Source organism: Marinobacter sp. L-80 (assembly GCF_056859395.1).
In genome coordinates this window covers 368,437-391,370 of sequence record NZ_JBSXOI010000077.1, presented here as the reverse complement: position 1 = coordinate 391,370, position 22,934 = coordinate 368,437, and the positions used below count along the sequence as shown (strand labels likewise).

Here is a 22,934-nt window from a genome sequence, read left to right as displayed (position 1 = left end):
CGGGACCTTGTGTCCAAAACTGTTGAGGGCCAGGGACGGCCCGAAACAAGCGCACATGGATGTGCTCGTAGCGTGTTTTGGACACAAGGTCCCGCCCGCTTCTTGCTCCGAATGTTCCGTTACTGGTCCCGCGGGTCGGGATTTTCCAGAATCGTTTCGGTCTGTGTTGATCGGAACTGTTCCACGGCTTTGCGAACGTTGTCGTCGAAGGTGCCGATAATCTGTGCTGCCAGCAGCCCCGCATTGGTGGCGCCGGCTTTGCCGATGGCCAGGGTGCCGACGGCGATGCCGCCAGGCATCTGAACGATGGACAGCAGCGAATCCAGACCGTTCAGGGCTTTGGACTGAACCGGTACACCCAGGACTGGCAGAGCGGTTTGTGAGGCAACCATACCCGGCAGGTGCGCAGCGCCGCCGGCGCCGGCGATAATGACTTTCAGACCGCGGTCTGCGGCGGTTTTGGCGTAGTCAAACAGCAGATCCGGGGTGCGATGGGCCGAGACGACTTTGGTTTCATAGGCCACGCCGAGTTTTTCGAGCATGTTGGCGGCGTGTTCCATGGTGGGCCAGTCGGATTTGGAGCCCATGATGAGACCTACAAGCGGCTGCATATGCAACAGTCCTGTGATAATTGGAAAGCCGGCCATTGTATGTTTTGGCTACCTACCATGCAACAAACCTCGGCGGAAGGCGCAGTTGAGAGGCCTTTTCCGGAAACCGCTACGAGCACATCCCTGTGCGCTTGACTGAAGCCATCCTTGGCTTCAGACATTTCCGGAAAAGGCCTCTCAACTCCGCCCCTAACGCTCTGGAAGATTCGGCATGAGCGCAGCTTCATTTTTACCTGCGGGTAAGTACAGGTATTATCGGATCTTATTGTTTTAACCGTCCATAGTCAGGAGCTGTAATGGAACCCATCCGTCCAGATGAAGATGAGCTGAGGGCTGAACGACCGATTGGTAGTGCCGAGACGAAGAAGCCGGCCGAGAGGAAGTCCAGGCCATCTGCCGGTGGGAATGGCGAACCATCAACGCCGCCGAAGCCGCCCAAAGGTGGCAAGGGCGTTAACGGGGGCAGTGGCGGCAATGGTCGTGGTCGCACGGGGATGTTGTGGCTGCTGTTGATTGTACTGGCCGTTGCGGCCGGGGCTGGGTGGTATTCGCAGGAGCAGCGGGTTCAGGCGTTGGAAGGCCAGCTTGAGGAAGCGGATTACTGGGCGCGGCAGAGTAAGCTGGCGCTGGCCCGGTTTGAGGGTGAGCTTTCGGAGACGGGTGAGAACCTGCAGGAGCGGGGAGCGTCCCTGGAGGATCAGATAGCGGCGCACAGCAAGCGTCTGGATACGGCGGACAGTGAGATTCGTAAGCTTTGGGCCATTGCCAATGAGCGCAACAAGAAACGTCTGGATGAGCAGCAGGAGCGGATCGCCGCGTTGGAATCCGGCCTTGCGGAAGGCAAAAAGTCTATTGGCGCTCTGGAAACCTCGGTAGAGAAAGTTCGGTCGTCGCTTTCAGCAGATATTACCTCTCTGAAGCAGCAGACGGAGACGTCGATTACGGCGCTGCAGGATGCCAACCGGCAGGCAACGGATCAGTTGACGAAACTGAGTCAGCAGCTGGCGGATGTGGATCAGGTGATCGAGAGCCGTATCCGGCGATTCGAGCAGGAGCAGAAGCTTGGAATCAGTGGTATGGAGGGGCGGATTTCGGCTCTGGAGCGGGAGACGGATGAGCTAGCCGGCGATGGCTGGGTTCAGGCACTCCGGAATGAGGTGGCCGGTCTGAAGCGAACGGTCGAGTCGATCGATGCTTCCCGTTCACAGCTGACTTCTCGTCTGGTTCGGCTGTCTGAAGAGGTGAACCAGCTGCGGAGTCAGGTCAGCGGGCAGTAACTGGCCCCCAGAGGATTTTGGTCTTAGGCATTTCGGGTTTTGTAACGGTTTGTAGCCATCCCTTGCGGTAGCTCTCATTTCTGGCGATTTGCAGTTGTTATGATCAGGCAACTCGCAATCAGGATGAAGAGTTAACAACAATGAAAACCCGAGTGCCTTCTGTTTTTCCCTTTCTCCGACCGCTGGTGGCGGTATTTCTGTTGCTGGCGTTGTCGGGTTGTACCATTTATCAGTCCATCGGCAAGAGCGTTGGTTCGTTCCTGCATCCGGTTTCCGGCCATGATTTCGTCCATATTGATAACGACAGCTGGGACCGGCGCAACGCCGTGCTGTATTTCTACCGGACCCATTCCCAATGGGCAGCCGACGAGATCGAAGCCCCCAGTGTCTACATTGACGACACCCACTATTTCAACATCCGCAATGACAGCTTTACCTGGCTTGAGGTAAGTCCCGGGGAGCGCCATATCGCCATGCGCCGACCGTTGCTGGGGCTGGAGGGGATGAACTCTTTCAGTCTGAGCCTGATCGCCGATGCGACGCTGGAAGTTGAACCAGGCCAGATCTATTACCTGCGTTATAATGAGCTTTCCGAGCCGGGCCAACGGCATCCTGATCTGGATCCGGACCACCCGCTGACTCAGGGCGAGCTCCAACTGGTGACGCGGGAATATGCCATGCAGGCAGAGGAAATTGTTTCCACCCGTTTTCTGAACAGTGATCTGTTGGCGCCGAACCATGCGGCTACCTCCATTGTGGAGGTGAACGAAGACATCGATTACGAGCGGCAATTGGTGCTGCTGGAAGAGGAAAGGGAGCTCGAGATCGAGCGCCTGAAGGAGGAGGGCAAGTACGAATCGGCCTCCTGGTTCTGGCCGTTCGGCGGTGGTCCCACGGTTCCCCTGGAAACGGAACGTAAAATCGACAGGTTGGAGCGTGAATACGCGGAGTTGGAGCAGGAACGTGAGCGTCGGGAAGAAGCAGAATCGGATGGTGGCTGGTGGATTTTCTGAGTGCTGACTACACTGACGGCAGGTGAAGGACTCGGGAAATTAAAACAATGGCTCTCAAGGATTCTCTTCGACTCAGATTTGAAAAACTGGCCGATGATGTGGTCCCCCAACTACTCGATAGCTGGGGCGATCTGCAGAAACGGCTTGATGACCTGAACTGCTCCCTGGCCAATCGGGCGGTTCCGGAAGACAGGCGCAGCCGTGTCAGTGAATTGTCCCTCCAGGAGAAGGCTCAGCAGGCGGGCCAGAATCGCCCGGCCATACGGGCAGTCAAAACCGCGGGCAAGACCTCGGGTAAAAACTGAATTTGCTTAAAAACTGTACGCTTTTGAATGGCTTGCAGGTTTTTTTATAAAATTGCCGGAAAATATTTGACACCGTCAGCCAAATGCTTAAAATGCGCCTCTCACTTGATTGAGACAGCACGGCTGGCAAGCAAGTGAATGCCTTTTTAGATTAGATAGGAAGGCTTGAAAGTGGGTGGTTAGCTCAGCTGGGAGAGCATCGCCCTTACAAGGCGAGGGTCACTGGTTCGATCCCAGTACCACCCACCACTTTCAGTTGCATCACCGGATCACCCCATCCGGTTTCAGGTTCGGGCCCAAGGGCCGGAATTGATGCGGAGCGGTAGTTCAGTTGGTTAGAATACCGGCCTGTCACGCCGGGGGTCGCGGGTTCGAGTCCCGTCCGCTCCGCCACTTTTATTTATGAAGTATTCCCGGGTGGTTAGCTCAGCTGGGAGAGCATCGCCCTTACAAGGCGAGGGTCACTGGTTCGATCCCAGTACCACCCACCAAAATTCCAAAAAAGGGCCGATCCGCGAGGATCGGCCCTTTTTTACTTTCCAATCAAAGACTGCCCACAAACGCGCACAACATTGCCATTCACTCCATTGGAGGCAGGGCTGCAGTACCAGGCGATGGCCTCGGCCACATCCACCGGTTGCCCGCCCTGGGACAAGCTGTTCATCCGACGACCGGCCTCTCGGATGGTGACCGGCATGGCGGCGGTCATCCGGGTTTCGATAAACCCGGGGGCGACGGCGTTGATGGTGATGCCGTTTTTCAGTTGCCGGGCCATGGCTTCCACGTAGCCGATCACTCCGCACTTGGCGGTTGAGTAGTTGGTCTGTCCGAAGTTGCCGGCGATGCCGCTGATGGAGGAAATACAGACAATGCGTCCGTTTTCTTTCATGAGCTCCCGCTTTGCCAGTTCCTCGTCGATCAACTCCTCCGCGGTCAGATTGACTGCGATGGTCATATCCCAGAAGTGCTCCGGCATGTTGCCAAGGGTCTTGTCGCGGGTGATGCCGGCATTGTGAATGACCAGGTCGACGCCGCCGAAATGCTCTTCGATGAAGTCGGCGATCAGCTTTGGTGCTTTGTCGTCGGTAATGTCGCAGGCCAGAGCTTTACCTTTGATAGCGGATGTGACTTTTTCGAGTTCTTCCATGGCCGGCGGAATGTCGAGGCCGATCACGGTGGCGCCGTCCCGGGCGAGGGTTTCAGAAATGGCAGCACCGATACCCCGGGACGCTCCGGTGACCAGTGCCACTTTTCCAGTCAGTGGTGCGACGGGATTGGTGGCAGGGGCGGCGTTGCCTTTGCCGACCTTCACGACCTGGCCGGACACATAGGCAGAGCGGGCAGACAGGAAGAACCGCACGCTGGAATCCAGTTGCTTCTCTGCCCCTGGGGCCATCCACAGTAGGTTCGCCGTGGAGCCTTTCTTGCCGATTTCCTTGCCAACGCTGCGTACGAAGCCTTCGAGGGCCTGCTGTGCGGCCGCCTGGGGTGGCTTGCGGCAGCTGGCAGGGTTCTGGCCAATAACCAGCACCCGGGCGTTGCTGCCCAGTTTTTTGATGGTGGGGTGGAAGAAGTCGTATAGTGCCCGCAGGTCGGCCGGACCTTTCAGGCCGGTGGCGTCAAACACCAGGGCCGAAAACCGCTGGTTGATGTCGGAGGCCAGGTCCAGCGGCCGGGCTTTATTGCCGGCTTTCGATGAGTCCGCCAGGCGATTGCTTTCGCTGGCGTGATGAAGGGTGGCCGCGCTGGCGCCGAGAATACTGCCTAAAGTGGCAATGGCTTTTCCGCCGTTGGCGGCGCCGATGAGCACCTCGCCTTCGATAAATGGCTGGTCGGTGCGCTTCAGGCGCTTCAGTGGCGCGGGCGCGGGGAGACCAAGGGATTGTGCGGCGGTTCTACCAACGGGGGTGTTTACCAGTCTAAGATAGAGGTCGGACATGGGGGCTTCCTTGTGGTTGCAATCGGTTCTCTGGATGCGGATTGTCTACAGGGTAAAGAATCGGACAGTTTTTGGATTGACTCAATGCCTGTAGGGTGTTGTCAGGGGTGCCAATGAGGCATTGTGCGTTGTCGCTACACTTGTTGCCAGCCTGGGTGCAGGGAGCATTGGGGGCTGGCCTCCCAAAACACGCTGTGAATACGTCCTTGTACGCTCGGCTCCGCCATCCATGGCTCCGCACGGTTTTGGGAGGCCAGCCCCCAATGCTCCATCCGGCAATGAAATTTTCCGCAAAAGGATTGGATTGATCATGGCAGAAGCATCGAAAACTCCACGCAAGAAAACCGCTACTTCAAAAAAGACCAGCACAGCCCCTTCGGGTATTCGCCGCGTAGCAGTGCTGGGTGGTAACCGGGTTCCGTTTGCGCGGTCCAATACCGCCTACAGCAAGATCAGTAACCAGGAGTTGCTGACATCCGCGCTGCGGGGGCTGGTGGATCGGTACAGTCTTCAGGGCAAGCGCCTCGGGGAAGTGGCGGCAGGGGCGGTGATCAAGCATTCCCGGGATTTTAACCTTACCCGGGAGTCGGCGATGAGTTGTGGTCTGGCGCCGGAGACACCGGCTTATGATATTCAGCTGGCCTGCGGGACGGGGCTGGAGGCAGCCATTCTGGTGGCCAACAGGATTGCCCTGGGGCAGATCGAATGTGGTATTGCCGGTGGTACCGATACCACGTCCGATGCGCCGATTGGTGTAAGCGAGGGGCTTCGGGAGATTCTGCTGGATCTGAACCGGGCCAAAACCACCGGCGAGCGGTTGAAGATTCTGGCGCGGTTCCGGCCCGCGCACCTCGTGCCCTTGGTTCCGGAGAACCGGGAGCCTCGCACCGGCATGTCCATGGGGGAGCATGCCCAGGTGATGGCCAGGGAGTGGGACATTCCCCGGGAAGATCAGGACAGGCTGGCCTGGGAGAGTCATCAGAAGCTTGCCAAGGCCTATGAAGAGGGGTTCTTTAAAGATTTGCTGACGCCGCTGGCGGGGCTGGACAAGGACAATATTCTGCGGCCGGATACAACCCTTGAGAAGCTGGCGACGCTCAAGCCGGTGTTTGACCGGGACAACGGCACCATGACGGCGGCCAACAGCACGGCGCTGACTGATGGCGCCTCCTGCGTGCTGCTGGCCAGTGAGGAGTGGGCGAAAGAGAATAACCATGAGGTGAAGGCGTGGCTGACGTTCTCCGAGGTGGCAGCGGTGGATTTTGTGGACAAGAAAGAGGGGCTGCTGATGGCGCCAGCTTACGCCGTACCCCGGATGCTGGAAAAAGCGGGGCTGACACTTCAGGATTTCGATTTCTACGAGATCCACGAAGCCTTCGCCTCGCAGGTGCTGTGTACTCTGAAAGCCTGGCAGGATCCCGCCTTCTGCAAGGACCGTCTGGGGCTGGACAAGCCGGTGGGCAGCATCGACCGGGACAAACTCAATGTAAAAGGCAGCAGCCTGGCCACCGGCCATCCGTTCGCCGCCACCGGCGGGCGCATCATTGCGACCCTGGCCAAGTTGCTGGAGGAAAAGGGCAGTGGCCGCGGCCTGATCTCCATCTGCACCGCAGGCGGGCAGGGGGTAACAGCGATTCTGGAGCGGTAAGTTTCCGGAAAACCGGAACTTTCCTTTGACAGTGCCAGGCTCAGCCCTTATCATGCGCGCCACGTTGATCAGGGGTTCCCTGAGCAACAACCAGTTTGATGCGGGGTAGAGCAGTCTGGTAGCTCGTCGGGCTCATAACCCGGAGGTCGTTGGTTCGAATCCAGCCCCCGCTACCATCTAAGAGAAAGGCAGATCAGTAAGCTACTGGTCTGCCTTTTTTATTTGTCCGCAGAAAGTTTCCCATTCCTGACTTGATTGAGGTCAAATCCCGATCCGGTTCGCTCCAATAATTCAGGTTGAACTCAGGTGACTGTGGTTTGCTTATCTCGCTGGAGATGCATGCCCGCTCCGGAGATCACACAATGGCAGTCGGGCGCAACCGCAGACGGAGGAGGGTTATATGGAATGGTTAGCGGAAAACTGGTTCTGGGTGGTTATCGGCATCCTGTTCGTGGCCATGCACATGTTCGGCCACGGTGGGCATGGTGGTCACGGCGGAGGCGGGCACGGCGGACATGGCGCGTCCGACAAGACAGACAAGCCGGACAAACCGGACAGCAATCAGGACCGACCCTCGGGTCATCGCCATTGATGGGAGTGGAACATGCTTAACACGAAACTGGTTACCTGGGCGCTGGGGTTGTTCGCAGCGGTCACCTTCATCGTCTGCGTTATCTATGGACTGGTAACGCCCCAAAGCCTGCATATGCATGCGTTTCTTGAGCAGGTATTGCCGGGATTCAAGTGGCTGACCTGGTGGGGATTTGTGGTCGGCCTGATTGAGAGTTTCCTATATGGCGCCTATGCCGGGCTGGTGTTCTGCCCGATCTACAATCGACTTCACCGTTACTTCGATGCCAAGCAAAGTGGGGACTGAGTCCGCCCCCGTCCACGCAACCGCGGTTTAATCCCCCGGAGCACAACTGACCCTGGCAGGGGCACCACTCTGGTGAGCCGCGGCGCAGGTGAGCGGCGGCGCAAGGGCTATCAACGGGCGCAGGCCCCGGTCTTAATAAGGAAGGAGACCCCATGAACAATGAAACCCCTGTCAGCCAGCTGCTATACGGCCCGCTGCATACGGATGTCGAGGGATTTGATGCCCTGGCCGAGCTGGCCCTGGATATGCGTTCGTCATGGAATCATGCGACCGACCAGGTGTGGCGGCAGCTGGATCCCGAGTTGTGGCAAGCCACACGTAACCCCTGGGTCGTTCTGCAGACGGTCTCGCGGGAGAAGCTCCAGGGACTTCTGGCCGATCCGGCGTTCCGTAAAGACGTCGGGGACCTGGTGCAGGCCAGGCGAGATGCCGCTCGGGCGCCGGCGTGGTTTCAGCAAACCTACCCGCGGCCGCCTTTAACCTGTGCCGCTTATTTCAGCATGGAGTTCATGCTGAGCGAGGCCCTGCCCATTTATTCCGGCGGGCTGGGCAACGTGGCGGGCGATCAGCTCAAGGCCGCCAGCGATCTGGGTGTTCCGGTGATTGGCGTGGGGCTTCTCTACCAGCAAGGCTATTTTCGCCAGCTGATCGACCGGGACGGTGCACAGCAGGCGCTTTACCCGTATAACGATCCCGGCCAGTTGCCAATCATGCCGTTGCGTCATTCCAACGGGGAGTGGCTGCGGATACAGCTCGGCCTGCCCGGCCACCCGATCTGGCTGCGCGCCTGGCAGGTCCAGGTGGGCCGTGTGAAGCTTTACCTCCTGGACAGCAACGATGCGGCGAACTACCCGCCGTACCGGGGAATAACCAGTGAGCTTTACGGGGGCGCGCCGGATCAACGCCTGATGCAGGAGGTGATCCTCGGGATTGGCGGCTGGCGGTTGCTCGCCGCGCTCGGTATCGAACCGGAAGTCTGCCACCTGAACGAAGGGCATGCGGCTCTGGCCGTGCTGGAGCGCGCCCGCCACTTCATGCAGCGGACCGGTCAGCCGTTCGGCGTTGCGCTGGCCGCCACGCGCGCGGGCAATCTCTTCACCACCCACACGGCGGTGGCCGCTGGCTTCGACCGTTTCCCACCAGGCCTCATCGAGCACTGCCTGGGTGGCTACGCAAGCAACCAGCTCGGCATTACGCTCGACGATTTGCTGGCGCTGGGCCGCCGGAATCCGGACGATCCGGCCGAGGATTTCAATATGGCGTACCTGGCGATCCGCGGCAGCGGGGCGGTGAATGGCGTAAGTCGCCTGCACGGCAAGGTGAGCCGGCACCTGTTTGCGCCGCTGTTCCCGCGCTGGCCCGTGGATGAGGTGCCGGTTACGCACGTGACCAACGGCGTTCACATGCCGACCTGGGACTCGGCGGCGGCGGATGATCTTTGGACCGAGGCCTGTGGCAAGGAACGCTGGCTGGGGACCACGGAAACCCATGAGCAGCACATTCGCGCCCTCTCTGACGCCCGTCTCTGGCAATTCCGCACGGCGGCCAGTAAGGCGTTGGTTGACTACGTCCGTGATCGATTGTCCCGGCAACTGGCCGCCTCCGGCGAGGCGCCCGAGGCCGCTGATACTGCGAACCAGCTGTTTGATCCCGGGGTATTGACGCTGGGTTTTGCCCGCCGCTTCGCCACCTATAAGAGGCCGAACCTGCTGCTGCATGACCCGGAGCGCCTGCTGCGCCTGCTGACTGACCCGCAGCGCCCGGTGCAGCTCATTATGGCCGGCAAGGCTCATCCGCAGGACCGGGCGGGCCAGGCCCTGATCCGGCAATGGATGCAATTCATCCAGCGGCCCGAGGTGCGCGCCCGTGTGATCTTCCTGAGCGACTATGACATGCACTTGGGTGAGCACCTGGTGCAGGGCGTGGATGTCTGGCTCAACACGCCGCGCCGGCCCTGGGAGGCGAGTGGCACCAGTGGCATGAAGGTGCTTGTCAATGGTGGTATCAATCTGTCGGAATTGGACGGCTGGTGGGCGGAAGCCTACACTCCGGATGTGGGCTGGGCACTGGGGGACGGCCAGGAACATGGCGATGATCCGTTCCGGGATGCGGCTGAAGCCGATGCGCTGTACGACCTGCTCGAACGCGAAGTGATCCCCGAGTTCTATACGCGTGATGAACAAGGCATTCCCTCCGCCTGGGTGAACCGGATGCGCGAGAGCATGGCGCGGTTGACACCGCGCTTTTCTACCAACCGTACGGTGCGCGAATACACCGAGCAACACTACCTCCCGGCTGCCGCTGCATACCGTGAGCGGGCCGCTGGCAAAGGGGGAGTCGGCGCGGAACTGGTTGAATGGCGGCACGCGCTGGATCACAAATGGGCCGCGATACGCTTCGGCGACGTTGAGGTCGAGCCTGACGGTGAACAACACCTCTTCGAGGTTCAGGTCTACCTCGGAGACCTTGATCCGGAGGCCGTGCGGGTTGAGCTCTACGCCGACGGCAGGGACGGTAGCGCACCTGAACGGGTGGAGATGCAGCGCCTGCGGCAACCGACGGACGGCGAAAGCGGCTACAGCTATCGCGCAGCAGCCCCTGCGGCCCGCCCGGCGACAGACTATACCGCGCGACTCATTCCGCATCACAATGGTGTGGCGATCCCCCTGGAAGCTGCTCACATCCTTTGGCAACGGTGAGCGGGCGGGTATCGCGCATCCAGGAAGATCGCGAGTCGGGTTGGTGTCCTGGCGCGCAGGAGACACTCAGGAGAGATGAAAGCACGTATGACCAGGGAACACAGGTTTTCATGGCCGGTGCGCAGGCTTGCGCTGCTGGGGCTGGCGGGGGTTGCGGTGTTCGGGGCGGCAATTATCGCCCTGCACCTGACCGGCAGCGGGGTCGACTGGACCAGCGATTATGTCAGCGACCTGGCTAACCAGCCGTTTGGCTGGCTGTTCATGGTTGGCGCCTTCGTGCATGGCTGGGGTAACCTGGCGCTGACCCTGGCCCTGCGCGGCGCGCTGCGCCCGGGGCCGCTGCGGACCTGGTCGGTACTGCTGTTCGGCCTGGCCGCGGTCGGTATCCTGCTGGCGGCGTTGTTTCCCATCGAGGCACCCGGCCAGGCGCCGAACCTGCCCGGGCAGATACACCGGGGGGCAGCCAGCCTGGCGTTTGCACTGGAACTCGCCGCGCTGTTCGTGTTTTCAGCGGCCTTTCGCCGTCAGCTCGACTGGCGCCGCCAGCGCGCCGCCTCGCTGGTGCTGGCGGTGATCGCGGCGACGGCGGTGACGGCGTTCGTGATCGCCATTCAACTGGATATCGCGCCGGGCCTGGCGGAGCGTGTCGCGCTGGCGGTTTTCCTGGTCTGGGAAGTTTGGGCTTGCCTGCAGGTCATCCGGCCGCAACAGAAACCTGAGCCTGACCTGAAGCACTCCTATCCCTGACTTTGTGGAGGACCTGATCTTGAAAAACCTATACAAACCGAACAAGCCAGTGCCGGGCCGAGCCCGCCGGCGACGTGCCGACTCTGGAGATCCTGGCGGCGGTGGATATCCTGCGCCGCCACCTGCCCGAGCTCAGGGTGCGTGTGATCAACGTGGTGGATCTCATGACCCTGCAGGACCAGGCGGAACACCCGAACGGGCTGTCACACAAGGACTTCGACACCCTGTTCACGACCGATAAACCGATCATCTTCGCCTATCACGGGTATCCCTGGCTGATCCATCGCCTGACCTACCGGCGCACCAATCACAAGAACCTCCACGTGCGTGGCTACAAGGAGGAAGGCACCACCACCACGCCGTTCGACATGGTGGCGGATGTCATTGATCGGGTTCCGCAACTGGGGTCACTGGCCGCCTATCTCAAGCAATGGCTGCGTGACCGGCTGATCGAGCATCGGCATCACATCATCGAGCACGGCGTGGATATGCCGGAGATTACCCAATGGTGCTGGGGGGCAACCGCGGACCCCACCCGAAGTCAAGAATAATTCCCATGGCTGCAGGCTCCCATGCCTGCAGCCAATAACGCTCGTCGCTGCGGAAAAGCCGGGTCGCTACTCCCGGCTTAACTCCACCTGCATCACATTGATACCTCCGGCGCGAAACATACCGGCACAGCTGGCCAGGTAAAACCGCCACTTTCGCACGAACATCTCGCTGTACCCGAGCGCCCGTATCGCCGGTATCTGTTCGTCGACGTTCGCCAGCCATTTTTCCAGCGTAATGGCGTAATCCTGCCCGAATTCGAACACATCGTTCACCACCAGGCCGCTATCGGCGGCAACAGCTTCAAAACGCTTTCTGGAAGGCAGCATACCACCGGGGAAAATATGTTCCCTCAAAAAGTCGTTGCCGGAGCGATATCGCTCAAATCGCTCCTCGGCAATGGTAATGGTCTGTATCATTGCCTTGCCGCCAGGTCTCAGGTAGTCGTGCACATCCCTCATGTAGGCGGGCCAGTACGATTCGCCAACGTGCTCAAACATCCCGATTGATACCAGGTAATCAAAGGGGCCGGACAGCTCCCGGTAGTCCTGTAAACGAACCTCGGCATTTTCCGCCAGTCCGGCGGACTCGAGTCGCTGGCGGGCATAATCCGCCTGCTCGCCGGACAGGGTCGCACCGGTCACATGGCATCCGTGTGTGGCTGCGATTTCCATGAAACCACCCCAGCCACAGCCTATTTCCAGAATGCGGCTTCCCGGTTCCGGTGCCAGTCGCTGAAGGATGCGTTCATATTTCGCTTTCTGGGCCTCGTAAAGCGAGAGGGACGTATTGCCGTCAAACAGGGCGCAGGAGTATGTCATGCTCCGGTCCAGCCAGAGCTGATAAAAGTCGTTGCCTAAATCATAGTGCTCCTGGACGTTCTTACGGCTGCGTTTCAGTGTATTGGAAGACAACCGGTGCCTGCACCAGTGCCATAACCTGAGCCATACGCTGGTGTGCAAAACCCGATCAAAAACAACGATATTGCCTGCGGCAAGGCGCATCAGGGCAAGCAAGTCGGGTGTGGACCATTTGCCTGCCATGTAGTCTTCGCCCAATCCCACGTCACCGTGGGTGATCAGGTGATCGATGACATCCCACTGCAGCAATGCCATTTCCGCATGCACACCGTCTTGTTTTCCTTCATGGCGGGTCGTCTTTCCATCCGGCCATGTAAGCGATAACGAACCGAACTGAAGAGATTTCAGCGCCTGCAGGAAAAGATTACGGTGAATTGCGCTCGTCTTTCCCGTTGGCTTTTCCCGGGACCCCAGGTGCCCGCCTTCCGGCAAGGATTCCCTGCTCATGCCTTTCCATCCTTACGCTGTTCCCAGCAAGTTTCAGTGGGTTAAAAAGTAGGTGGACTATCATTTATTAGGCAACTGCTGTTCGTCAAACCTTATCGGAAACTGCGACGCTTGCAGGAGTTACCGGAACTACGGAAGTCTTTTCCGGCCATCCGGACGTACTCCTGTATTTCCGGATGATCTTGGCTTACTTCGGCCCGGATCGATATCCAGGTTCACCAGGGCGCCCCTGTCGGCCAGGGACTTGCCCAGGGTGCGATAACCCCCGGTGAGCTCATGCTCCACCGGGCACAGCGGATCCTCCAGCCATAAACCGACCCGGGCATTGCGGGCCATGGGGCCGCCCTCGACCAGATCCGGTCGGGACTGGGTGCCTGGCGGGCCGGGGATGTGGCCGCGGAAGGAAACCAGCGAGCGCGCGTTGCTTATCCGCTTCGCGGGCGCTGGCCAGTGCGCTGTGTTCATCCAGCGCCACAATCGCGTTGATGGCAGGGTTCTGGTCCCGGATTCTTTCCAGTAAGGCGGTAATCAGTGCCTCGCTGGTCAGGGTGCCGGCCTCCAGTTGTTTCAGGAGCTCATGGGCCGGCTGATAATGAGTCGGGGTGTCTTGTACATCCATGGATGTTCTCTTTTTTTGTTGGTCTTAAGGCCTGTCGCCAGCGAGTCAGGGCAGCTCTGATCGCCAGTGTTTTACGTTCACCTGGTCCTTGACTGCGTCGATGATTTCGATAATCAGGTTAATCAAGGCCTCGTTCTGGGCGTCGTCGGCTTTCACTTCACCGGGTGTCGGCAGGAAAACATTCACGATGTCTTCAATGAAGGCATGATTGGAGGCTGAGGCCAGGTCTTCGAGGATCTGGTGGATCACGTGGGCAACGATGTCGCCGACCGCTTCTTCCAGGGTTTCCTGAATGGTGGGGCCCACCACCGGAAGATAGTTCAGTCGTGACAGCTCCAGGTTCTGTTTGAGGGCATTATCCACTCTGTCTTCCAGGTAGCTCCTGAGGGCTCCGCGATTGGGTACGTAGCCTTCCTGGGCCGCCTCGGCAACCCGTTTGGAAATCCAGTCGGAGAGCATGTCCCGTCGGGGATAGAGAATGTCCTTCTGGATCTTGTCGAACAGCGGAGAGCCCAGTTTGACCTCCTGCTGCACGCCGCTCAGCACCTTCAGCACAATGCGATCAGAGAGCTCTTCCATAAAGGCTTCGTAATAGAAATTCACGAAGCGGTAAATCTTGGTGTTCGTAACGTCAATGATCTTGTACTGGTGCAGTCGATAGATGATGGAGATCACACGGAGGATACGGAGGAAACGCAGGCTTCCCACCGGAATACAGCCCACCAGGTCATACCAGTGAATAAACGGGTAGAAGTACCAGCGGTCGTAGATTTTTGCCTTGATGGCGTAACCCCAGCGGACGAAGAACTCGGTCAGGAATATGCTGACGAAGATCAGATCGTAAAAGATGAAGCGTTCATGGATGGGGTGGTAGGCCGACTGTATGGCCGGAGCATGCTCTTTCAGCAGATTCTGAACGGCTACAAAGTTATAGATCGAGTCCCAGATGATGAACGCCAGGTTGATGATCAGCAGGCCCAGCATCAGGAAATCAATGATGAACCAGACAAGCTGGTGGCTGGATTTCAGGTTTTCTCGATTTATCTTCAGCATTCGCCAGGGTCCGGTCTGTTGCTAAGTATCTGACAGGTTAGCTTATTTCGAGGCCACAAACGACTCGCCCTGAGGCCGGTTAACGCCGGCCGATTGGCCAACCATGGATTAACTTGACCGTCTGCCATTAAACTCCCACGCTTGAAAGGAAATCCTTCTTGTTACCACCAACAACTGAAATAGCCGGATGCTATCAATCTATCAAGTCGTGAATTCGGGCCGGGTCCGGCTTTTGATCTTGTTGCTCTGCTGGCTGCCGTCGTGGGTTTGCGCGCAACAGGTCGTCGTGAACATGGAGGGAGACTACCCGGATCTGAAATCAAATGCCCAGGCGTTTATCGGGGAGGTTGAAGGCCGCAGTGCCAGTAATCTCAGGCGTTATGCCCCCACGGCCGTTGGTCAGGCCGAGGAGGCATTGCGGGCGCTCGGGTATTACAGCCCGTTGATTGATTGGCGGATTGAAGAGGGTGGTTCCGACACAACGGCAACGCTCGTTCTGTCCATTACACCGGGGGAGCCGGTGCGAGTTACGTCCCGGACCGTGGAGATCAGGGGGGCAGCTGCGTCAGATGAACGGTTTAACGCCGATCTGCCAGAGCACCCGGCGGAAGGCGACATTCTCAACCACGGTCAATATGCCAGCCTGCGAGACACCATCCAGACCCGTGCCCGACGGCGTGGCTATTTCGACGGCACATTTGTTACCCGTACCCTGGAAGTGGATCCGGCAACCCGAAGCGCTGCGGTTACGCTTATCTATGATAGCGGCGAAAGGCACCGGCTCGGAGAGGTAACCTTTGCCGAGGGACACTGGTTCGAGATCGGTCTACTGGAGCAGTTCGTTTCTTTCGAGCCAGGTATACCCTTCCATGCTGATGAAGTAGCAAGGCTCAACCGGGATCTCCTGAACAGCGGCTATTTCAGCAGTGTTGATATCGATGCCTCACCGGGTAGTGCCGAGGACGGCGTGATTCCGGTCCGCGTTGATCTCACCCGGCGCGAGGCCCGCTCTGTGGCGGCGGGCGTGGGGTTTTCGACCGATGTCGGACCCAGGTTCCGTGGAAACTGGCGGGAACACTGGATCAATCCCATGGGGCACAAGCGGGGCGCCGAGACAGAACTCTCGGTACCCAGGCAGAACCTGAGTACCTGGTACGAGCTGCCCCTGGATCCGCCCATGACCGACCTGATCCGCCTGAGCGCCGGTTACCAGCGCGAGGACATCGAGAATGTGGAATCGGAACTTCTGAGCCTGGGGCAGCAGTGGCAGCATCAGTTGGATAACGGCTGGCTACAGATATTGTCGCTGCGTTGGGAAGGTGAGCGCTTTAACATCGGCAATGACGAGAAAGGCACAAGCACACTCCTGCTGCCCGGTGCGGGATACTCGAAAATACACACGGACTCGCCACTGGACCCATCCCGGGGCTATCGCCTGCAGTTCGATGTTACCGGTTCGCATCGGGCGGCGCTGTCCGATGTGGATATCCTTCATGTAAACGCACTGGTCAAGGGGCTGTTTACGCTGGCGGACAAGCACCGGTTTCTGGGTCGTCTGCAGGCGGGGGCTGTGGCAACCAACCGGTTTGAAGATGTGCCTCCATCCCTGCGTTTCTTCGCTGGCGGTGACCAGAGTGTGCGAGGGTATGGCTATGAAACCCTGTCGCCAGAGAATGATAACGGCGTGCCGGTGGGCGGACGCTTCCTGATGGTTGGCAGTGCCGAGTATCAGTATCAGTTTGCGGACAAATGGCGTGCCGCCATGTTCGTCGACCACGGCAACGCGATCAACAATCCGAGCGACCCGCTGGCCACCGGCGCTGGTGTCGGCATACGCTGGATCAGCCCGGTCGGGCCGTTGAGGCTGGACATCGCCAAAGGGTTGGATCGTGAATTTGGCGGGGATTGGCGCATTCACTTTTCCATGGGGCCTGAGCTGTGACGAGGACACCGGAAACTTCGGACGACAGGCCGCACAAGCCATCGGCACGCCCGCGCCGCCTCCGGTTCTGGCTGTTGGTAGGGCTGGCGGTATTGATTCTCGTGCCTGTCCTTGTGGTGGCCGCTGTTTTGCTGGCCCTGCGCTCTGAGACGGGAACCGCCTGGGTTATAGAACAGGTGCCAGGGCTTCAGGTGGAAAATGACCGGGGATCTCTGTTTGGTCGGTGGCAGGCCGACCACTTGCAATGGCGTGGTTACGGGGTCGAAGTGGTCGTTGAGTCGCCACTCGTGGACTGGTCCCCTTCCTGTCTGTTCCGAAAACAGCTCTGTATTGAGAATCTGGAAGCAGAGACGCTCGAAGTCTCGCAGTTGCCCCCGGCGGACAAAGCCGAAGGCGGGAGCCCCATTACACTGCCGGGCGTGGACCTGCCGCTGGCGCTGAATATCAGTGGCGTCCGGCTCGGGCCTTTTACCTTCAACGGCAACAGAGTCTGGGACCGGTTTGAGCTGGACGCCGGAGGGTCGGGCGCCGCCTGGAACATAAAGCGCGCCTGGTATCAGCTGGGTGAGTACACGGTGTCCGCCGCTGGCCGGATAGAAACCCGCCGGGACTGGCCTGTCAATCTGGAAGTCAAAGCGGACATCCCGCCGCCTTATGGAGACGAGTGGCTTCTCGACGCCCGGCTCTCCGGCAGCGTTCGGGACCTGATGGTCGCTGCATCCAGCCGTGGCTACCTGGATGCTGAACTCTCGGGGGAAGTCGAGCCGCTCGATCCGGCCCTGCCGGCACAGTTGAGGCTAACCTCGGATCAGTTCCGCGCAGCGCAGGCGCTGCCGGAGACCCTTGTGTTCAATGATTGGTCTGTGGACGCCAGGGGTAGCCTTCAGCAGGGTTTTCGCACCCGGGGGCAAGCTACGCTTCCGGGCACGACAGGCCCGGTACGGCTGACGCTGGAGGGCCTGGCGACGACTCGTGCGGCGGAGAACATCCGGATCGAGTTGGCCGCAGACAAGGAGAATGGTGCAGGGCAAGACACTGTGGTGGCCAATGGCAATGTCTCCTGGAGCGAGGGCCTCGAAGCCAGTGCCGACATCCGTTTGCGCGGATTTCCCTGGTATACGCTGATCCCGGGCTTTGAGCCGCCAGTGGTAACCCTTCGTTCCCTGGATGGCACCGTGTCCTGGCGTGAGGGGAACTACCATGCAGAGCTTCAAGCCGGTGTCGAGGGTCCCCAGGGCAACGCGGAACTGACCACCACGGTGGATGGCGATGCCGGGCAGACCACACTGACCAACCTGACCGTCAGCACAGGCGCCGGGTCTCTTACCGGCAACGGCTCGGTGAACTTTTCCGGGCCGCTTTCCTGGCAGGCGGCCTTGCGCCTGAAGGACTTCAATCCCGGTTATTGGGTACCTGTACTGGAAGCCAGTCTCAGCGGTGATGTGACGACCGAGGGACAACTCGGGGATGGACCGGTACCTGCCATGAATGCCGGATGGGATCTTGAGGGCGACTGGCGTTCCAATCCCGCGTCTCTGCAGGGACGGCTAGATACCTCATCAGGCAGTTGGGAGCTATCCGACCTGCAGTTGTTGGTGGGTGACAACCGTATTGAGGGTAGCGGTACCTGGGGCGACGTTCTGCGTGGTGATCTGGCTCTGAACCTGCCCGCGCCGGAAATTGTCCTGCCTGGCCTGACGGGGAATCTGCAAGCCACTCTGACGGCGGAGGGAACACCAGAGCGCCCGAGGGGCGAGCTGAGTGCAAGTGGCAAAAACCTGGGCTGGCAGGATAAGCTCGCCATTGAAACCCTCAGTCTTGAGGCCGATCTGCAGGACGGCATGCGCCTTGTCAGCCGTTTGCAGGCGGAGAACCTCAACGGGTTCGGGCAAGAGCTTGAAACGCTCACTCTGGAAGCCAATGGCACCCAGGGAAAGCACACCGTGAGCATCGGTGCACGTCATGCCGAGGCTGACCTTGAGCTGGTTTTCGCAGGAGAGGCCGGCGCTGACTGGAGAACCTGGCAGGGAGAGCTGTCCCGCGGCCTGATTGACCTTCCGGAACAGTCCCAGCAATGGCGGCTTCAGGCCCCGGCGACCCTGGCATACAAAGCCGATGGTGAGCTCACATTTGGCAATCATTGCTGGCGCTGGGAGGAGAGTACGGTTTGTGCCGAGGACCAGACACTGCTCCCGGTTCCCCGCATTGCCTATCGTATCGACCGCTTCCCAACCGGGGCCCTCGCTCCCTTGCTGCCAGAGACATTACGTTGGGACGGTTGGATCAACGGAGAGGTCGATTTCACCACCACCGGCGACGGTCCGGACGGACGCCTTTTCCTGGACGCCGGTGAAGGACAATTCCAGTTGCTGGTGGACGGCGAGTGGGAGTCGCTCGCCTACAATACCCTGACAAGCGAGGTCGCCCTGAAGCCGAAACAGGCCGACCTTGCAGTCCGTCTTTCCGGACCCGAGCTTGGCGATTTCACGCTGGATATGAACCTGGATCCGAACTCGGACGACCGTAGCGTTGAGGGTTCCTTCAGTCTCGAGGGTCTGGATATTGCCCTTGCAGGATTGCTTTCCGGACTGGACGAAGTTGCCGGTCGGGTGAACGGCCAGGGCCTGCTCTCCGGCCCGCTGATGAACCCGGCGGTGACCGGCGAACTGCACCTGGTGAATGGACGAGTTTCCGATCCCCGCTTGCCGGTACCGATCGAGGAGATGATCGCCAGCGTTCGGTTCGCCGGCTACTCGGCCGAGATCAGTGGCAGGATCCGGAGCAATGCGCGAAGCCAGACTATTTTGGATGGCGTAATCGACTGGCAACAGTCTCCCCGGGGCGAAATCACCATTTCCGGCAGCCGTGTGCCATTCAACCTGGAGCCTTATGCGCAGCTTGAGGTGGAGCCGGACCTGACCATTGTTTTCAGTGAGGGAGCCCTGGAAGTATCCGGACAGGTCGGAGTGCCGAGAGGCGACATAGAGATACAGGGTTTGCCGGAGCAGGCCGTATCGGTATCGGAGGATGAGGTCATTGTTGGTGTGGAGCGGGAAGAGCCCGTTGTCCGATCGCTGAATATGGATGTGACCGTGGTTGTTGGAGAAGATCAGGTGACTTTTGCCGCCTTCGGCGTGACCGGTGATCTGGAGGGATCTCTTCGCATTGGCAATGACATGGATACCCGTGGCACGCTCCAACTGGTCAATGGCCAGTATGAAGCCTATGGTCAGGAGCTCAAGCTCAGGCGGGCAAGACTGTTGTTCGTGGGCAACCTTACCCAACCCTATCTGGACATCGAGGCCGTCCGCACCGTGGATACCGTTGTGGCCGGTATTCGCCTGACCGGCCCGGTGCAGTCGCCCCAGACGGAAGTATTCTCCAACCCCGACATGCCTCAGACGGAGGCGCTTTCCTATGTCATTCTTGGCCGGGCGCCCCAGAGCCGGGGTGATGAGGGCCAGATGAGCCGGGCGGCGCTGTCCCTGGGACTGACCCAGGCCAACAAGGTGACTGGGCAAATTGGCGAAGAGTTAGGTATTCGCCAGCTCACCCTGGAAGCGGAGGGTTCCGGCGATCAGACGTCGGTGGTGGCGAGCGGGTATCTGACGGATGAGCTGAGTGTCCGCTACGGTGTCGGCATCTTCGAGCCGATCACCACGGTTGCTCTGCGCTACGATCTGGGCCGCTACTTCTATCTGGAGGCTGCCAGCGGGCTGGCGGCCTCCCTGGATATTTTCTACACCCGGGATTTCTGAGTTCAGTCCAGCTCGAAGGTGGCGCTCACTGAGGCCCGGATTTCCCGCTCACCCACGCTCGAGACCGTATCCGACATGGATTTTGCCTCCGCCATCATCATTGGTACCGGGCGGTGCCCGCCATTGATGTTGATGGTGACCACATCACCACAGGTCTGGTCGAGCTGACTGGCCACGAATCGGCAGCGGGCCTGGGCGTCTGCGATGGCTCTGGCCAGTGCTTCCTGTTCCATACCGGTCTCATCCGAGTGGAAGAACTGGTGAGGGCCGAGGTGGTAATCCAGGCCCACAGCCTGGGCCTGCTGGAGCAGGGGATTGAGCAGGGTAAGATCACTGATGCTGAAGCTGACGGTCTGGGAGGCGACGGCCTGTTTGCGGGGCTGCTCCTCCCTTTCAGGTGCGGGCAGAGTTCGGGTGTAAAGGTTTACCGACGCGTCTGAGTAATCATTGAGCTGATCCTGGTACTCGGTAATACCCTCGCGCCACTGCGCCATCAGAGCCGCTACCCGTTCGGTGGCCTTCTGGGGAAGCTCGTGCTCGGCACTGGCTGTGAACTGGAGTCGGGCGCTGTCGGGCTCGTATCGGACACTGCCCTCGCCGGTGAGCGTAACCTCACCTGCCATTGTCAGGGCAGGTACTGTGAGCGCGAGAGGGAGAATAAAACCGGACTTCAGGTTTAAACGGAGCTTTCGGTTCCGTCCGTTCATGGTAGTGCCTCCTTTGGAAACCGTTGATGGATCAGGCGTCGTCGGAATCCGGTTCCAGGCGCGCCAGTTTGTATCGGCGGGCAGCATCCACGAACTGGCCAAAGATGCGTCGGTGTCCGCCATGGTAGAGCAGGTATTCCGGGTGCCATTGGATGCCGGTTAGCCATTGGCGTCCGGTGCTTTCAATAGCCTGTACAAACAGATCATTGTCCACGGCGGTCACGCGCAGGTTGCGGCCCAGGCGCTTGATGGCCTGGCTGTGAATCCGGTTGGCGCCGATCACCGGGGAGCGCATGGCTTGCTCAAGCCGGCTGTGCGTTACCAGTCGCACGGTTTGCAGGGGCAAGAGCAGTGGGCGATGCCGGGTATTGACCCTCAGCGGTGTCACGTTCTGGCACAGGGACCCGCCGTGGAAAACGTTGATGAACTGGGCGCCGCGGCAAATCCCGAGCACGGGAATGCCAATGGCTTCAGCCTGCTCAAGCAGTGACTGATCGGTTTTATCCCGCTTGCGGTCATAGTTGGCGGTAACCTGTGGCTCCTGCCCATAACGTTCAGGATGGACGTGGGTGCCGCCTGACAGCACCAGGCCATCAAGCATCGGTACGGCAACCCGTGAACCGGGGCGAATATAGTGGGTCCGGGCACCGTGGAGGCGCAGACCCAGGCTGATCAGGCGATGGGCAAGGCTTTTTCGAGCGGGACCACTGATGCCGATCGTCAGGCCCGGAACCTCAAGTTCCTGTTCTTTGGACTCTTCAGACATACCCGTTTTTGGCCAGCCAGTCGTCAGTGGTTTCCCGCCAGCTGTGGGTCAGGTTGTGAAGATTCAGTTTGCGCCGCTCCCGGAACAGTTGCCGCATGTCGGCCAGGTCGTCGGGATTGTTGGCCAGTTGCTCCAGAACGACCCAGTCGTTCCAAACGGTTGAGAAATGCCAGCCGGGATTGTCGATGTCGCAATCCGGCAACCGGTAATGCAGGGTTGGCCTGCTTTTTATCCTGGGATCCTGAACATGGCGTTCCAGCCGTTCCTTGTCCAGGTGGGCAAACAGTGGAAGCAGGTCAAGCGCGCGATTGCGGGTAGGATTGAACTCCAGGTAATCCTCCATGAGCTCCCCGAGGTTTGGATGATAGTTATCCTCCATCAGGAGCTCTGTGTAGCGGCCGTGCCAGGGTTCGATGTAGGTGGTGAATTTGCGGCTGACGTCCAGTTGATGCCGGTACTTGAGCCATTCATACAGGGCCGCGAACGCTTGGAAATAACGAACCAGGGTCTCCGGGCTGAGGTCGGGCAACTCGGGATTAAGCTGCAGGCCAAACGCAAAATAGATGGCGTCCCGGCTACCCAGTGCCCCGGCGTTCCTGAGTTTGTCGACGAGCGTTTCAATCACCTCGACGCTGGAAAACTTCAGGGGTGGGCTTATGATCTCAAGGGGTACCACGCGTTCGGCCGCGGCGTCGATCACATCCATCGCCTGTCCACCGAGTTCACGAATGGACTCGGGGAGGCGCTCATCCGCCAGATCAAGATCCTTGATCGGATCGGAATCAAGCTCAACCGTGAAGTCGCCAAGAGCTGTCTGCAAGGTTGTCACATAGCGTGACTTGAGCTCAGGTGTGCCCTCCAGCATCTTCGCCGCCAATGTAACCAGCTCATCGTAGCCCAGACCAGACAGTTCGATCTCGACGCCAACCCGGCGTTCCTTCCCTTCGTTCGTCTCTAGGATTTCAGGCATCCTGCAGGCACTGACTTGAGTCATGGTGCTCCCTGGTTCGTGAGGAATATTGCCCTAACCATATCACACCGCTGTTGATCCTCATTATTAAGCGGATGCAAGAAAATCAGGGAGCCGACTTTACACTGGATAAAACACTGTATATAG

19 protein-coding genes and 4 tRNA genes are annotated in these 22,934 nt (G+C 59.4%); 15 read left to right on the top strand and 8 right to left on the bottom strand.

Annotation, left to right across the window (positions count from 1 at the left end; translation table 11 throughout):
* Positions 1 to 119: 119 nt before the first annotated feature.
* Complete coding sequence (gene purE / locus AC13E3_RS21380; RefSeq protein WP_482902480.1) at positions 120 to 611, bottom strand: 5-(carboxyamino)imidazole ribonucleotide mutase; 492 nt, start codon at positions 609 to 611, stop codon at positions 120 to 122.
* A gap of 296 nt (positions 612 to 907) precedes the next feature.
* Between purE and AC13E3_RS21375 the strand changes: the two genes are divergently transcribed.
* The 6 genes from AC13E3_RS21375 (at position 908) to AC13E3_RS21350 (ending at position 3,697) form a co-directional block, all read left to right on the top strand.
* A complete protein-coding gene (locus AC13E3_RS21375; protein ID WP_482902479.1) occupies positions 908 to 1,888 on the top strand; it encodes a hypothetical protein in 981 nt (326 codons plus the stop codon).
* 140 nt (positions 1,889 to 2,028) lie between these two features.
* Entirely contained in the window at positions 2,029 to 2,901 is an 873-nt protein-coding gene (locus tag AC13E3_RS21370; protein ID WP_482902478.1) for a DUF2846 domain-containing protein, read from the top strand.
* Between the two features lie 47 nt (positions 2,902 to 2,948).
* The gene (locus AC13E3_RS21365) at positions 2,949 to 3,206 is read left to right on the top strand and encodes a hypothetical protein (RefSeq protein WP_482902477.1); all 258 of its coding nucleotides are present in this window, start codon (positions 2,949 to 2,951) and stop codon (positions 3,204 to 3,206) included.
* A 173-nt stretch (positions 3,207 to 3,379) separates the two neighbouring features.
* A tRNA-Val gene (locus AC13E3_RS21360) sits at positions 3,380 to 3,455 on the top strand.
* Between the two features lie 67 nt (positions 3,456 to 3,522).
* Positions 3,523 to 3,599 (top strand) — tRNA-Asp (locus AC13E3_RS21355).
* A 22-nt stretch (positions 3,600 to 3,621) separates the two neighbouring features.
* A tRNA-Val gene (locus AC13E3_RS21350) sits at positions 3,622 to 3,697 on the top strand.
* A gap of 41 nt (positions 3,698 to 3,738) precedes the next feature.
* Here the strand turns inward: AC13E3_RS21350 and AC13E3_RS21345 are convergent.
* The gene (locus AC13E3_RS21345) at positions 3,739 to 5,145 is read right to left on the bottom strand and encodes a 3-oxoacyl-ACP reductase (protein ID WP_482902476.1); all 1,407 of its coding nucleotides are present in this window, start codon (positions 5,143 to 5,145) and stop codon (positions 3,739 to 3,741) included.
* Between the two features lie 310 nt (positions 5,146 to 5,455).
* Here AC13E3_RS21345 and AC13E3_RS21340 point away from each other — a divergent pair, with 310 nt between their 5' ends.
* The 7 genes from AC13E3_RS21340 to AC13E3_RS21310 all read left to right on the top strand — a co-directional run bounded on the left by AC13E3_RS21340 (position 5,456) and on the right by AC13E3_RS21310 (position 11,667).
* Positions 5,456 to 6,793, top strand: a complete 1,338-nt coding sequence (locus tag AC13E3_RS21340) for an acetyl-CoA C-acetyltransferase (protein ID WP_075267570.1) — start codon at positions 5,456 to 5,458, stop codon at positions 6,791 to 6,793.
* A 99-nt stretch (positions 6,794 to 6,892) separates the two neighbouring features.
* Positions 6,893 to 6,969: transfer RNA gene (locus AC13E3_RS21335), tRNA-Met, on the top strand.
* Positions 6,970 to 7,193: 224 nt separating this feature from the next.
* On the top strand, positions 7,194 to 7,385 hold the full coding sequence (locus AC13E3_RS21330; RefSeq protein WP_053112515.1) for a hypothetical protein: 192 nt from the start codon (positions 7,194 to 7,196) through the stop codon (positions 7,383 to 7,385).
* 12 nt (positions 7,386 to 7,397) lie between these two features.
* On the top strand, positions 7,398 to 7,670 hold the full coding sequence (locus tag AC13E3_RS21325; protein ID WP_053112513.1) for a DUF5676 family membrane protein: 273 nt from the start codon (positions 7,398 to 7,400) through the stop codon (positions 7,668 to 7,670).
* A 152-nt stretch (positions 7,671 to 7,822) separates the two neighbouring features.
* Positions 7,823 to 10,369, top strand: a complete 2,547-nt coding sequence (glgP, locus tag AC13E3_RS21320; RefSeq protein WP_482902475.1) for an alpha-glucan family phosphorylase — start codon at positions 7,823 to 7,825, stop codon at positions 10,367 to 10,369.
* Positions 10,370 to 10,444: 75 nt separating this feature from the next.
* Positions 10,445 to 11,116, top strand: coding sequence for a DUF998 domain-containing protein (locus AC13E3_RS21315; RefSeq protein WP_482902474.1), 672 nt, complete (start codon positions 10,445 to 10,447; stop codon positions 11,114 to 11,116).
* A 74-nt stretch (positions 11,117 to 11,190) separates the two neighbouring features.
* Positions 11,191 to 11,667, top strand: a complete 477-nt coding sequence (locus AC13E3_RS21310; RefSeq protein ID WP_482902473.1) for a phosphoketolase family protein — start codon at positions 11,191 to 11,193, stop codon at positions 11,665 to 11,667.
* 66 nt (positions 11,668 to 11,733) lie between these two features.
* Here AC13E3_RS21310 and AC13E3_RS21305 read toward each other — a convergent pair whose 3' ends face one another.
* The 3 genes from AC13E3_RS21305 to AC13E3_RS21295 all read right to left on the bottom strand — a co-directional run bounded on the left by AC13E3_RS21305 (position 11,734) and on the right by AC13E3_RS21295 (position 14,644).
* Complete coding sequence (locus AC13E3_RS21305; RefSeq protein WP_008177432.1) at positions 11,734 to 12,972, bottom strand: SAM-dependent methyltransferase; 1,239 nt, start codon at positions 12,970 to 12,972, stop codon at positions 11,734 to 11,736.
* A 129-nt stretch (positions 12,973 to 13,101) separates the two neighbouring features.
* The gene (locus AC13E3_RS21300; protein ID WP_482902472.1) at positions 13,102 to 13,437 is read right to left on the bottom strand and encodes a hypothetical protein; all 336 of its coding nucleotides are present in this window, start codon (positions 13,435 to 13,437) and stop codon (positions 13,102 to 13,104) included.
* Between the two features lie 199 nt (positions 13,438 to 13,636).
* Positions 13,637 to 14,644: a hypothetical protein gene (locus tag AC13E3_RS21295; protein ID WP_482902471.1), complete on the bottom strand. Its 1,008-nt coding sequence runs from the start codon at positions 14,642 to 14,644 to the stop codon at positions 13,637 to 13,639.
* Positions 14,645 to 14,936: 292 nt separating this feature from the next.
* Between AC13E3_RS21295 and AC13E3_RS21290 the strand changes: the two genes are divergently transcribed.
* A complete protein-coding gene (locus AC13E3_RS21290) occupies positions 14,937 to 16,586 on the top strand; it encodes an autotransporter assembly complex protein TamA (RefSeq protein WP_273157559.1) in 1,650 nt (549 codons plus the stop codon).
* Positions 16,583 to 20,344 (top strand): translocation/assembly module TamB domain-containing protein, encoded by a 3,762-nt coding sequence (locus AC13E3_RS21285; protein WP_482902470.1) that lies wholly within the window; start codon positions 16,583 to 16,585, stop codon positions 20,342 to 20,344. Before AC13E3_RS21290 ends, AC13E3_RS21285 begins: the two co-directional genes overlap by 4 nt.
* Positions 20,345 to 20,346: 2 nt before the next feature.
* On the opposite strand, the gene AC13E3_RS21280 is transcribed toward AC13E3_RS21285, so the two are convergent.
* From AC13E3_RS21280 to AC13E3_RS21270, 3 genes are read right to left on the bottom strand one after another with little or no spacing between them, the layout of a single operon-like run.
* Positions 20,347 to 21,051 (bottom strand): SIMPL domain-containing protein, encoded by a 705-nt coding sequence (locus tag AC13E3_RS21280; protein ID WP_482902469.1) that lies wholly within the window; start codon positions 21,049 to 21,051, stop codon positions 20,347 to 20,349.
* A 31-nt stretch (positions 21,052 to 21,082) separates the two neighbouring features.
* Positions 21,083 to 21,817, bottom strand: coding sequence for a gamma-glutamyl-gamma-aminobutyrate hydrolase family protein (locus AC13E3_RS21275; RefSeq protein ID WP_008177443.1), 735 nt, complete (start codon positions 21,815 to 21,817; stop codon positions 21,083 to 21,085).
* Positions 21,810 to 22,811 carry an amidoligase family protein gene (locus AC13E3_RS21270; protein ID WP_482902468.1) on the bottom strand — a complete coding sequence of 334 codons (1,002 nt, stop codon included), beginning with the start codon at positions 22,809 to 22,811 and terminating at the stop codon, positions 21,810 to 21,812. The genes AC13E3_RS21275 and AC13E3_RS21270 overlap by 8 nt, the downstream gene beginning before the upstream one ends.
* Positions 22,812 to 22,934: the final 123 nt, after the last annotated feature.

Coding starts and splice junctions, on each gene's coding strand:
- purE (WP_482902480.1), bottom strand. CDS start 611: ATGCAGCCGCTTGTAGGTCTCATCATGGGCTCCAAATCCGACTGGCCC.
- AC13E3_RS21375 (WP_482902479.1), top strand. CDS start 908: ATGGAACCCATCCGTCCAGATGAAGATGAGCTGAGGGCTGAACGACCG.
- AC13E3_RS21370 (WP_482902478.1), top strand. CDS start 2,029: ATGAAAACCCGAGTGCCTTCTGTTTTTCCCTTTCTCCGACCGCTGGTG.
- AC13E3_RS21365 (WP_482902477.1), top strand. CDS start 2,949: ATGGCTCTCAAGGATTCTCTTCGACTCAGATTTGAAAAACTGGCCGAT.
- AC13E3_RS21345 (WP_482902476.1), bottom strand. CDS start 5,145: ATGTCCGACCTCTATCTTAGACTGGTAAACACCCCCGTTGGTAGAACC.
- AC13E3_RS21340 (WP_075267570.1), top strand. CDS start 5,456: ATGGCAGAAGCATCGAAAACTCCACGCAAGAAAACCGCTACTTCAAAA.
- AC13E3_RS21330 (WP_053112515.1), top strand. CDS start 7,194: ATGGAATGGTTAGCGGAAAACTGGTTCTGGGTGGTTATCGGCATCCTG.
- AC13E3_RS21325 (WP_053112513.1), top strand. CDS start 7,398: ATGCTTAACACGAAACTGGTTACCTGGGCGCTGGGGTTGTTCGCAGCG.
- glgP (WP_482902475.1), top strand. CDS start 7,823: ATGAACAATGAAACCCCTGTCAGCCAGCTGCTATACGGCCCGCTGCAT.
- AC13E3_RS21315 (WP_482902474.1), top strand. CDS start 10,445: ATGAAAGCACGTATGACCAGGGAACACAGGTTTTCATGGCCGGTGCGC.
- AC13E3_RS21305 (WP_008177432.1), bottom strand. CDS start 12,972: ATGAGCAGGGAATCCTTGCCGGAAGGCGGGCACCTGGGGTCCCGGGAA.
- AC13E3_RS21300 (WP_482902472.1), bottom strand. CDS start 13,437: ATGAACACAGCGCACTGGCCAGCGCCCGCGAAGCGGATAAGCAACGCG.
- AC13E3_RS21295 (WP_482902471.1), bottom strand. CDS start 14,644: ATGCTGAAGATAAATCGAGAAAACCTGAAATCCAGCCACCAGCTTGTC.
- AC13E3_RS21290 (WP_273157559.1), top strand. CDS start 14,937: ATGGAGGGAGACTACCCGGATCTGAAATCAAATGCCCAGGCGTTTATC.
- AC13E3_RS21280 (WP_482902469.1), bottom strand. CDS start 21,051: ATGAACGGACGGAACCGAAAGCTCCGTTTAAACCTGAAGTCCGGTTTT.
- AC13E3_RS21275 (WP_008177443.1), bottom strand. CDS start 21,817: ATGTCTGAAGAGTCCAAAGAACAGGAACTTGAGGTTCCGGGCCTGACG.
- AC13E3_RS21270 (WP_482902468.1), bottom strand. CDS start 22,811: ATGACTCAAGTCAGTGCCTGCAGGATGCCTGAAATCCTAGAGACGAAC.